Raw genomic sequence first — 13211 nt, 5'->3', positions numbered from 1 at the left:
TCCCGCGGCCGGCCGCCGCCCCCCTTCCGCCACCGGGTGTGCTCCGCGCGGGTCCGCACGGGCCGCGCATCCCCACCGCACCCACCGCACCATCCGCCATCCCCGAGGAGATGTCACCCGTGACCGGAACCCCGCGTCGCAGAACGGCCGCAGCGGCCGTCTCCGCGGCGCTCTTCGCGGCGGTCCTGCCCGCGGCACAGCCCGCGTCGGCGGCGCCGCCGCCCCCGGAACCGCCCTCCGACCGGTCGCTGGCGGCGCAGCCCGCGCGCCACGACCAGTCGCGTGAGCAGTTCTACTTCGTCCTGCCGGACCGGTTCGCAAGCGGCAGCCGCGCCAACGACAAGGGCGGCCTGTCCGGCGGCCGTCTCGCCACCGGGTTCGACCCCTCGGACAAGGGCTTCTACCAGGGCGGCGACCTCAAGGGCCTGACGGAGAAGCTCGACTACATCAAGGGCCTCGGCACCACCGCCCTCTGGCTGGCGCCGATCTTCAAGAACAAACCGGTGCAGGGGGAAGGGGAAAACGCTTCCGCCGGCTACCACGGCTACTGGATCACCGACTTCACCCGGGTCGATCCGCACTTCGGGACCAACGCCGAGCTCACGAAGCTGATCGACAAGGCCCACGCCAAGGGCATGAAGGTCTACTTCGACGTCATCACCAACCACACCGCCGACACCGTCGACTACGCCGAGAAGGAGTACGGCTACAAGCCGAAGGCCGCCTTCCCGTACCTCGACAAGGACGGCCGCCCGTTCGACGACCGCGACGGCATGCCGCGCAAGGGCGTCGACCTGGACGCCTTCCCCTACACGCCCGTACCGGCCAAGGGCGAGAAGAAGGTCCCCGCCTGGCTCAACGACCCGGCGATGTACCACAACCGGGGCGACTCCACCTTCGCCGGCGAGTCCGCCGAGTACGGCGACTTCTTCGGCCTGGACGACCTGTGGACCGAGCGCCCCGAGGTCGTGCGCGGCATGGAGAAGATCTACCAGCGCTGGGTGAAGGACTTCCGCATCGACGGCTTCCGGATCGACACCGTCAAACACGTCGACCTGGACTTCTGGACGCAGTGGGCCACCGCCCTCGACGCCTACGCGGCGAAGCGCGGCCGCGACGACTTCTTCATGTTCGGCGAGGTCTACTCCGCCGATCCGGCCGTCACCGCCCCGTACGTCACCCGCGGCCGCCTCGACTCCACCCTCGACTTCCCCTTCCAGGAGGCCGCGCGGGCCTACGCCTCCCAGGGCGCCGACGCCTCCGGGCTGTCGGACGTCCTCGCGCAGGACTACCGCTACACCACCGACGGCGCCAACGCGTACTCCCAGGTCACCTTTCTCGGCAACCACGACATGGGCCGCATCGGGAGCTTCCTGAAGAAGGACAACCCGGAGGCGGACGGCCGGGAACTGCTCCGGCGGGCCAAGCTCGCCAACGAACTGATGTTCCTCACCCGTGGCAACCCGGTGATCTACTACGGCGACGAGCAGGGCTTCACCGGCGCGGGCGGCGACAAGGACGCCCGGCAGACCCTCTTCGCCTCGAAGACCGCCGACTACCTCGACGACGACCAGCTCGGCACCCGCCGCACCCACGCCGAGGACGCCTACGACACCCGGCACCCGCTCTACCGGCAGATCGCCGCCCTGTCGCGGCTCACCAAGAAGCACCCGGCCCTGCGCGACGGCGTCCAGACGGAACGCCTCGCCGACACGTCGGTGTACGCCTTCTCGCGGACGGACACCCGGAAGAAGACCGAGTACGTCGTCGCCTTCAACAACTCCACCAGGGCGAAGACCGCCGAGATTCCCACCGGCTCCGCCCGCATGACGTTCCGCACGATCCACGGCGGTCCCGGCGGCTACGAGGACACGCGCGTGGTCAGCGGCGCCGACAAGACGATCGAGGTCACGATCCCCGCGCTCTCCGCGACCGTCCTCAAGGCCGCGAAGCCGCTCGCCGCGCCCACCGCCGAGCCCTCGGTGACCCTCACGGCCCCGGATGAGGGCGCCACCGGCACCGTCGAGCTCACCGCCGATGTGGACGGCGGACAGCTCAACCGCGTCGTCTTCGCCGCCCAGACCGGCCGCGGCAAGTGGCGGGTGCTCGGCAGCGCCGACCACGCCCCGTACCAGGTCACCCACCACATCGACGACACCGTCCCCGCCGGAACCGCCCTGCGCTACAAGGCCGTCGTGGTGGACAGCAAGGGCCGCACCGCGAGCGCCCTCGCCTCCTCCGCCACCGGACAGCCCCCGGCACCGGCCAAGCCCACCGCCGTCGAGCGCGACTACGCCGTCGTCCACTACCGCCGCGCCGACGGCGACTACGACGGCTGGCAGCTCAGGGCCGGCGAGCGCACCGGCACCTTCACCGGCCGCGACGCGTACGGCGCCTTCGCCTGGATCACCCTGGGCGAGGACGAGAGCGCCGCCGAACTGAAGTTCACCGTCGAGAAGGACGGCACCGCCGACGGTCCCGAACGCACCATCGACCTGGCGAAGACGGGCGAGGTGTGGGTCGAACAGGGCGACGACGGCCTCACCGGCACCCGCCCCGACGGCGTCTACCCGCCGCAGGACAAGACGAAGGCCGTCATCCACTACCAGCGCCCCGGCGGCGACTACGACGGCTGGGGCCTGCACACCTGGACCGGCGCGGCCGAGCCCACCGAGTGGTCGAAGCCGCTGGAGCCCGTCCGCGAGGACGCCTTCGGCGCCACCTTCGAGGTGCCCCTCGCCGAGGGCGCGACCTCCCTGTCGTACATCCTCCACAAGGGCGACGAGAAGGACCTCCCCAGCGACCAGTCCCTCGACCTCGCCGCCCACGGCCACGAGATCTGGCTGCTCGCCGGCAAGCCGGGCCATCTGCTGCCCGCCACCGGCGGCGCCCCGGATCTCGACCTGACCAAGGCCGAGGCGCAGTGGATCGACCGCGACACCGTCGTCTGGAAGGTGAAGGCCACCGCCGCCACCAGCCAGCAGCTCGTCTACGACCCGCGGGGCGGCATCACCGCCGAGGACGGCGCCCTCTCCGACGAGGGGCAGTGGCTTCGGCTCGCCCCCGCCGCGCTGACCGACGCGCAGAAGGAGAAGTACCCGCACCTCGCCGGGTACCCGGCGTTCGCCGTGGACGAACGCGACCGCGACCGGGTGCGCGAGGCCCTGCGCGGCCAGCTGATCGCCACCCAGCGCTCGGCGTCCGGCGCCCTGCTCGCCGCGACCGGCGTGCAGATCCCGGGCGTCCTCGACGACCTGTACGGGGCGGAGGCCACGAAGGCGGACCTCGGTCCGGTCTTCGCCGCGGACGGCACCCCGTCGCTCTCCGTCTGGGCCCCCACGGCCCGCGAGGTCTCCCTCGAACTGGACGGCAAGACGATCGCGATGCGCCGCGACGACGCCAGCGGCGTCTGGAGCGCCGACGGGAAGAAGAACTGGCGCGGCAAGCCGTACCGCTACGCCGTGACCGTCTGGGCGCCGAGCGTCCAGGAGCTCGTCACCAACAAGGTCACCGACCCCTACTCCACCGCCCTCACCGCCGATTCGAAGGAGAGCCTGGTCACCGACCTGGCCGACCCGGCGCTGGCCCCCGAGGGCTGGGACGCGCTGAAGAAGCCGGAGGCGGTGCCGCTGCGCGACGCGCAGATCCAGGAGCTGCACGTCCGCGACTTCTCCGCCGCCGACCCGACGAACGAGCACCCGGGCGAATATCTGGCCTTCACCGACCGCGACGCGGACGGCATGAAGCACCTGCGGAAGCTCGCGGACGCCGGCACGTCCCACGTCCACCTGCTGCCCGTCTTCGACATCGGCACCATCCCCGAACGCAAGTCCGACCGCACCGAGCCGGACTGCGATCTGGCCGCGCTCCCCGCCGACTCGGAGAAACAGCAGGAGTGCGTCGGCAAGGCCGCCGCCAAGGACGGCTACAACTGGGGCTACGACCCGCTGCACTACACCGTCCCCGAGGGCGGCTACGCCAGTGACCCGGACGGCCCCGGCCGGACCGTGGAGTTCCGGAAGATGGTGCGGAGCCTCAACGAGAGCGGCCTGCGCACCGTCATGGACGTGGTCTACAACCACACCGTGGCCAGCGGCCAGGACGACAAGTCCGTCCTCGACCGGATCGTCCCCGGCTACTACCAGCGGCTGCTGGCGGACGGCTCCGTGGCCACCTCCACCTGCTGCGCCAACACCGCTCCCGAGCACGCCATGATGGGGAAGCTCGTCGTGGACTCCGTCGTCACCTGGGCGAAGGAGTACAAGGTCGACGGCTTCCGCTTCGACCTCATGGGCCACCACCCCAAGGCCAACATGCTCGCCGTCCGCAAGGCGCTCGACGCCCTGACGGTGGAGAAGGACGGCGTGGACGGCAAGGCAATCATCCTCTACGGGGAGGGCTGGAACTTCGGCGAGATCGCCGACGACGCCCGCTTCGTCCAGGCCACGCAGAAGAACATGGCGGGCACCGGCATCGCCACCTTCAGTGACCGGGCCCGCGACGCGGTGCGCGGCGGCGGCCCGTTCGACGCCGACCCCGGCATCCAGGGCTTCGGCTCCGGCCTCTTCACCGAGCCCAACGGCTCCGCGGCCAACGGGAGCGAGGCGGAGCAGAGGGCGCGGCTGCTGCACTACCAGGACCTGATCAAGGTCGGGCTGAGCGGCAACCTCGCCGGCTACTCCTTCACCGACTCCTCGGGGAAGAAGGTCAAGGGCTCCGAGGTGGACTACAACGGCTCACCGGCCGGCTACGCCGCCGCCCCCGGCGAGGCCCTGGCCTACGCCGACGCCCACGACAACGAAACCCTGTACGACGCCCTGGCGTTCAAACTGCCGTCGGACACCGCGGCGGCCGACCGGGCGAGGATGCAGGTCCTCTCCATGGCCACGGCGGCGCTCTCCCAGGGCCCGGCGCTCTCCCAGGCGGGCAGCGACCTGCTCCGCTCCAAGTCGCTGGACCGCAACTCCTACGACAGCGGCGACTGGTTCAACGTCCTGAACTGGGACTGCGAGCAGGGCAACGGCTTCGGCCGCGGCCTGCCCCCGGCCGCCGACAACAAGGACAAGTGGCCCTTCGCCAAGCCGCTGCTGCCCCGGACGCAGTTCCGGCCCGGCTGCCCGGAGATCGAGGGGGCCTCGGCCGCGTACCGGGACCTCCTGCGGATCCGCACCACCGAACCGGTGTTCAGCCTGGACACGGCGGAGGCCGTGCAGGAGCGGCTGTCCTTCCCGCTGTCCGGCAAGGAGGAGACACCGGGCGTCATCACCATGGCCCTCGGCGACCTGGTGGTGGTCTTCAACGCCACCCCGCGGGAACAGACGCAGAAGGTGAGCCCGGCGGCCGGGCGGGGCTACGGCCTCCACCCGGTCCAGGCCGGGGGCGCGGACCCCGTGGTGAAGAAGGCATCGTTCGAGCGGGACTCGGGCACCTTCACGGTCCCGGGCCGCACGGTGGCGGTGTTCCAGCAGCGCTGATCCGGCCGGCTCCACGGGCCGGACGGCACGGTGAACGGACCGCCCGGCGCTCCTCGGGGACGGAGCGCCGGGCGGTCCGTCCGCGTTCGCCGGACAACGGGTCCGCCGACGGCGGTTCCGCCGCCCAAGCGGCCCCGGTGGCCGATGGTCGGAGGAGCGGTGTTCCCGGCGAGGCAGGTGCCGCGGCCGTCCTGGAGCGGGGGAGCGGACGGGGACGTGCGGTGTCCCTGGCCGCGGGTGCCGCGGCACCGGCCCGAATGGGCGGGCCGGGTAGTGCTCGGCAGCGCGGCGGTGGGCAGCACCGGCAAAGTGCCCGGCGGGTCCGGAGCAGCCGGATCGGCGAACCTGTCGACGATGCATCGCGCTACCCGTTAAGCGCCGGTGCGGCGTTCACACCATGCCCTGGGCGCGAGGCACTGACACCTACGGGTGGGCTCTTGTATCCATCTGTCGTCAGTGCCCCGAGGAACCCGGCCCGCTGGCGACCGTGCGTGATCTCCGGCGACGACGGGAGCGGGCAGTTCGAGGAGTTGCTGCCGGATGGCGGCGCCGCGGGCCACGGCGGACGGGACCCCGGCCTCGTTCAGGAGCGCGGGCAGGTGCCCCGTGTCCGGACGGCGCGGTCCGGGCAGGTTCGGCCGACGTATCCGTCCGGCCAGGTGCCGGCCAGGTGCCGGCCCTGTGCCTGCGGCGGCCGCAGCGGCAGCACTCGGCCCTGTACCAGCAGTTCGTACTGCTGAGCCGTTTCAAGTCCCCCGCGCACGGCACCGGGTTGCTTGGTTCGCCCAGTTCTGAAGCGGTTATTGCGAAGTTTTCGCTTCATACCTACGGTGAGTGCATGCGACCGAAGCACGAGCCTGAGCAGATCACCGACCTGTCACGGTTGAGGGCGTTCATGAATCCGCTGCGGATGCAGCTGTACCGGCTGCTGTACGCCGCGGGCACCGCGACCGCTTCTCAGCTCGCCGAGCATGTCGACGAGACGCCCTCGCTGGTCAGCTACCACTTGCGCAAGCTGGCCGAGCACGGCTTCGTGACCCAGACGAGTGGCCGGGGCACCGACGGCCGCGAGCGGTGGTGGCAGGTGGCATCCGAAAAGGGCTGGGGCTTTCGCGACTCGGACTTCGCGGACACACCCGAGGGCGCCGCCGCCGTCGGCGCGGTGACCCGGGGGATCTTCGACACCCGCGTCGCCCAGTACCGCACCTACCTCGACCAGAAGTCCGCCTGGGGGAAGGCGTGGACCGACGCGTCCTTCAGCTCCGAGTGGCTGCTCGACCTCACCCCGGCCGAACTCGCCGAGATGAGCGACGAGCTTGAGGCGCTGGCCCGGCGCTGGCGGGAGCGCGGCAAGGCCGCCAAGGCGGCCGGCGACACCGAGGATCGCGAGCACGTGTCCGTGCACCTCTACGGCTTTCCCTTCCGGCCCTGACTCGGCCGGATTCCCGACGTACTGGAGCCCACGATGGCCACCTCGGAGAGAGTCCTGCCCGAACCCGCCTCCGCACCGGCCCACCGCGACGGCAACGTGCTGCGCTGGCTCACCGCATACACCGTCTCCCTCGTCGGCGGCAGCGTGTACTTCGTCGCCCTGGGCTGGTCCGCCCAGGAGGCCGCCGGTCCTACCGAAGTGGGCCTCGTCATGGCCGCCGGGGCAGTACCACGAGCGTTACTCATGCTCGGTGGGGGCGTGGTGGCCGACCGGTTCGACCCCCGCCGCGTGATCCTCGGCAGTGACACGCTGCGCTGCCTCCTCATCCTGACGGTGGCCGCCGGTATCGCCCTGACGGCTCCGGCCTTGTGGATCCTGGTCGCGGTGGCGCTCGTCTTCGGTGCCGTCGACGCGCTGTTCGTACCCGCTGTCGGTGCTCTCCCGCCCCGGATCACCGCCCCCGACCAGCTGGCCCGGGTCACCGGCATGCGGACGCTGTCGACGCGTCTCAGCCAGGTCGCGGGCCCGCCGATCGGCGGCCTGGCCATGGGACTCGGCGGACCCGCGGCCGCCTTCACCGTCGCCGGACTGCTCATTGCCCTGTCCCTGCCGCTCCTGCTGACGATACGGATACGGCCCCTCGTGGCGCCCGACGCGGAGCGGACGGAGCCCGGCACCGCGCGGCAGGAGCTGCTCGACGGCCTGCGCTACATCCGCCGCCACCGCCTCATCGGCCCGCTCGTCGCCGTCGGCGCCATCTTCGAACTCGGCCTCACCGGCACCCTCAACGTCGGCATGGTGCTCCTCAACGCCGAACGCGGCTGGGGCCCTTCTGGCTACGGCTGGATCGTCAGCAGCTTCAGCGCAGGTGCTGCGGCCAGCGCCGCGCTGCTCGCCATCGCCGGTTGGCTGCCGCGTGCCGGCCTGACGATGGCAGGGACGATGCTCGTGGGCTGCACGGGCGCGGCCACGATCGCCCTGGTGCCGAGCCTGTGGCTCGCCGTGGTGCTGGCTGCGGTCATCGGACTGTGTGCGGGTGTCTTCGGCAGCCTGGACAACGCCCTCATACAGACTGCGGCGGACCCGGCTTATCTCGGCCGGGTCACCTCCGTCGTCATGCTCACCATGGTCGGCCTCGCCCCCCTCAGCTACCCGCTGGTCGGCGCCGCTATCGGAGCCTGGGGAGCCGCCCCGGTGTTCGTCGGCTGCGGCATCTTCGCCGGCCTGGGCGTGGGCATCGCCCTGGCTTCCGAGGCGGTGCGGCACTGCGAACTGCCCCGGCGGCGGCCGGGCGTGACCATCTGAGCAACCCAACCGCAGCTCCGTCGGCCGGCCCGCAGCAGGGGCGGGGCCGGCGCGGGCCCCGTCACCGGCAGCGCACGCCGGCGGACACGGACCTGGGGTGGATTCCCGGTCAGGCTGCGGGCCGAGGCCCGAACTCCGCGAGCCGGCCGAGGAAGTCGGCGAAGGCGCCGTCCGCCGGTGTCTCGGAGACGATCGCGCGGACCACGCCGGCGGTCTCCTCGTCGTACGCGGCGGTGACGGCGGCCAGCGCCAGGAAGTCGTGCGCGAGCTGCAACTCCAGCTCCCCGCGCGGCACATCGCAGCCGTCGAGCCAGGTCAGCGCCGTGGTCTCGGCGAGACCGATCCAGGAGCGGACGACGAGGCCGAGGCGCGGGCCGGGCTCGTCGATCTCCAGGTGGAGGAGGATCTGCCGGTAGGCGGCCTCGCGGACGTCGTCGATGAGGGCGTTGGCGCGCTCGGGGCCCACGGCGCTGCCGCCGCGCAGCAGGGCGGCGAAGCCGGGGCCGTGGTCGTCGACGAAGTCGAAGTAGCGGTGCACGACCCGCAGCATCCGGGCCCCGAGCGGGCCTTCGCGCGGTTCGGTGAAGCGGTGCGCCAGTTCCTGCGCGGCCCGGCTGACCGCCGCCTCGTACAGGCTGTGCTTGCCGGGGAAGTAGTGGTAGACGAGCGGCCGCGAGATGCCGGCGGCCGTCGCGATGTCGTCGATGGACACCTCGTCGGGCGAGCGGCGGCTGAACTGCTCCAGCGCCACGGCGATCAGTTGTTCCCGCCGCTCTTCGACACCCATCCGGCGGCGTACCACGGTCGTCATGGTGGCTACCTTAACGACCGGTTATCTGCGTGTTGTGTTCCCGGCGCCAGGTGTGACGGGCGGCACGGACGGCGGACCGCGGCGGTCGGAGGCCGGGGCGGCTGTTACTCGTGTGACGCGAGTGTCTTGAGGGGACGCTGTCGCAGCACGCGCCGCGGACGCGGACACAGGCCGGGGGTGGGTCGGACGCGGGCAGGGCGGACGCCGCGGAGTGAATACCCTGGGGGGTATAATGGGCGGCATGAGGGAACAACCGCGCGGCACCGCGGGGCCGGGACGCTCGGTCCGGTGGCTCCCCACCGGGTCCCCGGCCGTCACGGCCGCGCCGTACGCCGCCCCGGCCGGGGGCGGTGGCCACTGCCGGGACACCCGGCCCGTGGCACCGCCGACACCGGCCGCGGAGGACCGCGCACGCCAGGACGTCGGCGCCCGGCTGGCCCGGCGCTTCCCGGACACCCCTCCCGAGGTGCTGGACGCGGTGCTGGCGGAGGAGTTCGCCGCCTTCGCCTCCGCCCCGCTCCGCCACTACGTGCCGGTCCTGGTGTTCAAACGCGTGTGCCGACGGCTGGCCGGGGACGGCCCGGCCGGCGCGGAAGCCGGAGGTGAGCCGGAATGAGACCGGTGCCGAAGTGCGTGCTCGACCGCTCGCGGCCGTGCAACTCCTGCGTCGCGGCCGATCCCCGCAGCTGCCCGTACCCCTATCTGCTCGGGGAGAGCGACCTCGGGGAGCCGGACGAGGAGGCGGAGACGGAGACGGGCACGGCGGCTCCGGAAGGCGTCGCCGCGGCGCCGGCGCGGTAGCCGGGAGACGGCCGGCGGGAGTCCGTACGCCGGACGGGGTCCCGCCGGGGCCGCCGTCGCCGGGCCCGGGGGAGACGGCGCGGCCGTTCCCGGACGACCCGGGAACGGCCGCCTCCGGTCCGGTCCGGTTCCGCTCAGCCGGCCCGCCAGCCGCTGAACTCCACCAGGCCGCGCCCGCCGTCACCCCCGTTGGCCGCGCTCATGAACATCCCCGCGTCCTGCGGTCCCGCCGCCGCGCCCGGCACCCGGACGGTGGCCACCGTGCGCCAGGTCGCACCGTCGTCCGCCGAGTACTCGCCCGTGTACGCGTCCTCGCCGGTGCGGGTCAGGCGCAAAGCCACCGGGGCGGTGATACCCGTGACGCGGCGGTAGGTGTCGAGGGTGCCGTCGCCCGTGGCGTCGTAGGACAGCACGGCGCCGTTGGCGGGCGTGACGGAGAGGTTGAGGAAGCCGGGGGAGCCCGCCGTCCCCAGGGAGTTCCGGACCACGAGGCCCGCGCGGGCCCACGGGCCGGTGACGGCCTGGCTGTCGACGCGGACGGTCACCGCCGTGCCGGCGGCCAGGACGGCCGGGCGGTAGAGGGCCCCGAACTCGGCCGTGGCCTTCCACAGATCGGCGCCCCCGCCCTCGATGGCCCAGCGGTCGCCGAGCTGCCCGAAGAGCGCCGTGTTCCCGTTCACCGTCCGCCACTCGGCCCCGGGCGGGCTCGCGACGTACAGCACACCGGGATGGGTGGTGCGCACCGGCCGCTCGCCGCGCGGTCCGTAGCGCACCGCGATCTCGTACGGCAACGGGTCCAGGGGGCGCTCCGGCGGGCCCGCGGGGGCGTTCACCCGCCAGCGGGCCGCGGTCTCGCCGCCCGCCGGCACCGGCGGCAGGGTGACGCTCTCCCCGGGTGCGCCGGCGGTGCCGGTGAGGGTGAACTCGACGGAGCCGGTGGGGGCCAGGCCGTTGGTGTTGCGGAACGCGGCGGTGAGGCCGGTGCCGCCGCCGGGCGGGATCGCCGCCGGGTCCGCGGAGACGGTGACGGTGCCCTGGTACGGGGCCCGCGCCAGCTCGTCGTGGACGCGCCGCGCGGTGCGGAGGGCGTCGGTGACGGGCCGCTCCGGGTACGTCGTGTGCTCGCGGGTCCAGGGCTCCTCGATCGCGTACCAGTCGAAGGAGCGGGGCTCGCGGTCCTCGGCGAGGGCGTTCTCCAGCTCCTCCAGGTAGCTCCGCCACTGGGGCAGGTGGAAGTCGCCGATGAGGCCGTTCCAGTCGCGGTTGGCGTAGTTGGCGAGGCGTCCGCCGTCGGCGGTGGGGCGGTCGGCCCACGTGGTGATGAGCGTGCGGGCCGTCCGTTCGAGCCGGTCGGACTCGGCGTCGTCCGCGCCCGTCCGGCGGGCGTCGGCGAGCCAGGGGCCCAGCAGGAAGCGGGGGTGGGCGCCCGCCATCTCGTCGCTGAGCCGCATCAGCCGCAGCCACAGCGCGGACAGGGCCCGGAAGGTCTCCCGGTCTCCCCGCTCGTAGGCGGTGCGGAGCTGCGGCAGGAGCTGCCAGGAGCGGTTCGCCAGGGCCTGCCGGCCGAGGTCGGTGAGGTCGTGCCGGTAGGCGTCGGAGCCGCGCAGCGCGGGCCGGACGCCGAGCAGGGCGGCGAAGGCCGCGTCGAAAGCGGCGGGGTCGAACGCCGGCATGTGGGTGGCGTAGTGGGTGCCGGAGCGCGCGGTGAGACTGGGGCGGGCGGCGAAGATGCTGTCGTGCGGGCGGCCGTCGCGGCTGCTGATCGCGTAGGCGGTGTCCCGCAGGGCGGCGAGGGCGGCCCGGGCCTCGCGGTCGCGTCCTCCGTAGCGGAAGTCGGCGTACCCGGCGAACCAGGCGTCGCGGTCCACCGTCTCCTCGCGCCAGGCCAGTTCGCTGAACAGCTCGAAGGCGGCCGGGTCGCGCTCGGCGGCCTCCGCCATGTAGGCGGTGCCGGTGAGCCTGCTGCCCGGCTTGTCGCGCCAGACGGTGAACCGCTCGGCCCACTGATGGGTCTTGGCCCCGAGCGTCGTGCGCCCGCCGAAGTTGGGGATGGTGCCGAAGGCGTACGGGGTGCCGCCCCAGTCGGCCTCGCGGTCGGTCACGCGTTCCAGGTCGGAGAGTCCGTCGACGACGAGCATCCGCTCCTTGTCGAGGGCGTCGAGGAGTTCCCGGCGCGGATTCTCCTGCCAGCCGAGGATGACCCAGACGGCGCCGGGGCGGGCGGTGCGCAGCGCCGACTCCACCGCGCGCGCCGCCTCGGGCACGGGCACGTCGCCCGGGTCGCCGCCCTCGTGCAGCAGGTCCATCTTGAAATGGTCCGCCGCGCCGAGGAGTTCCTCCTGATGGCGGTAGAAGGACGCGGCCACGGCGCGGAAGGCGGCGGTGCGCGGGTCGAGCCAGTCCGGGCGCTTCAGACCCGCCCAGGTGCCCTGCGGGACGGTGCGGGCCCCGTCGTTGCGCTCGGCGAAGCCGTCGGGGACGGTGCCGAAGTAGCCGGGGAGCACCGGGGACATGCCCAGCTCGCGCATCCGGTCGCAGATGCGGCGGCCCAGATCGGTGCGTCGCGCGAGCAGTTCCGGGCTGACGGGCCCGCCGTAGCCGCTCATGTTCTGCAGCAGCCACCACGGCTGGTGGGAGGGCGCGGGAATCCAGGCGCGGGCCTCCTCGTCGCCGTAGCCGAAGTCCCGGAGCAGCCGGTGGTAGACGGCTTCCTGGCCCGGGGTGACCAGGACCTGGTTGCAGCCGTGCAGCGCCATGATGTCGATCAGGCGTTCCCAGCGGGGCCAGTCGGCGTACGGGGCGGTGTAGCCGTCATGGGTGTCGTTGAGGGCGAATCGGTTCGGCACGGTCGCCGACCGGGTCAGCGGGCGGTCCGGCGCCGGCAGCCGGCGGGGCAGGTCGGTCTGGTTCCCGGACCAGCTCAGGTGGGCGTGGCAGACGTACTTCAGATACCAGTTGACCCCCGTGAGCAGTACCGCGGGGCTGGTGCCCGCCACCTCCACGCGTCCCGGGGCGCCCGTCACGCGGAAGCGCTCCCGGCCGCCGGCCAGCGGGCGGAACCGGAACTGCCCGGCGTGGCCCGGCAGCAGGCGCTCCAGCGCCGCGCGGGCGGGGGCGGTGTCGAAGGGGGGTCCGTCCGCGGGGGCTGCGGCGCGGGCGGCCGGTGTGCGGGCGGTGAGGGCCGTGCCGATGCCCAGGGCACCGGCGGCTCCCAGCAGGACCCGTCTGGTCGGTTCGGTCACGAGCGCTCCCCACTCTGCGTAACGCGGTGGCAACAGATGCGTGAGGTGTGCACGCTAACGAGCCGGGCGGGGCCGGGCAATGAGACGCGCGATGCGGTGAGCCGTACCCGGGGACACACCGAGAAGTCACCATGCCGCCCCCTGCG

Annotated in this window: 7 protein-coding genes; 5 read left to right on the top strand and 2 right to left on the bottom strand. The window is 73.0% G+C overall.

Annotation, left to right across the window (positions count from 1 at the left end; genetic code table 11):
• Positions 1–110: 110 nt before the first annotated feature.
• The 3 genes from pulA (at position 111) to KBZ10_RS11725 (ending at position 8211) form a co-directional block, all read left to right on the top strand.
• Positions 111–5474, top strand: coding sequence for a pullulanase-type alpha-1,6-glucosidase (gene pulA / locus KBZ10_RS11735; RefSeq protein WP_210987505.1), 5364 nt, complete (start codon positions 111–113; stop codon positions 5472–5474).
• 838 nt (positions 5475–6312) lie between these two features.
• Positions 6313–6906: a helix-turn-helix domain-containing protein gene (locus tag KBZ10_RS11730; RefSeq protein WP_210987504.1), complete on the top strand. Its 594-nt coding sequence runs from the start codon at positions 6313–6315 to the stop codon at positions 6904–6906.
• A gap of 33 nt (positions 6907–6939) precedes the next feature.
• Positions 6940–8211, top strand: coding sequence for an MFS transporter (locus tag KBZ10_RS11725; protein ID WP_210987503.1), 1272 nt, complete (start codon positions 6940–6942; stop codon positions 8209–8211).
• Between the two features lie 109 nt (positions 8212–8320).
• Here the strand turns inward: KBZ10_RS11725 and KBZ10_RS11720 are convergent, their stop codons facing one another.
• Complete coding sequence (locus KBZ10_RS11720; RefSeq protein WP_210987502.1) at positions 8321–9022, bottom strand: TetR/AcrR family transcriptional regulator; 702 nt, start codon at positions 9020–9022, stop codon at positions 8321–8323.
• Between the two features lie 241 nt (positions 9023–9263).
• On the opposite strand from KBZ10_RS11720, the gene KBZ10_RS11715 reads away from it, so the two are divergent.
• Together KBZ10_RS11715 and KBZ10_RS11710 are read left to right on the top strand one after the other, a co-directional pair.
• A complete protein-coding gene (locus KBZ10_RS11715; RefSeq protein WP_210987501.1) occupies positions 9264–9638 on the top strand; it encodes a three-helix bundle dimerization domain-containing protein in 375 nt (124 codons plus the stop codon).
• Positions 9635–9823, top strand: coding sequence for a hypothetical protein (locus KBZ10_RS11710; protein WP_210987500.1), 189 nt, complete (start codon positions 9635–9637; stop codon positions 9821–9823). The genes KBZ10_RS11715 and KBZ10_RS11710 overlap by 4 nt, the downstream gene beginning before the upstream one ends.
• A 134-nt stretch (positions 9824–9957) precedes the next feature.
• Here the strand turns inward: KBZ10_RS11710 and KBZ10_RS11705 are convergent, their stop codons facing one another.
• Positions 9958–13065 carry an alpha-N-acetylglucosaminidase gene (locus tag KBZ10_RS11705; RefSeq protein WP_210987499.1) on the bottom strand — a complete coding sequence of 1036 codons (3108 nt, stop codon included), beginning with the start codon at positions 13063–13065 and terminating at the stop codon, positions 9958–9960.
• Positions 13066–13211 lie beyond the last annotated feature (146 nt).

It is taken from the genome of Streptomyces sp. F63 (assembly GCF_018070345.1).
GTDB lineage: Bacteria > Actinomycetota > Actinomycetes > Streptomycetales > Streptomycetaceae > Streptomyces.
This window is presented reverse-complemented; position numbering and strand designations above follow the sequence as displayed.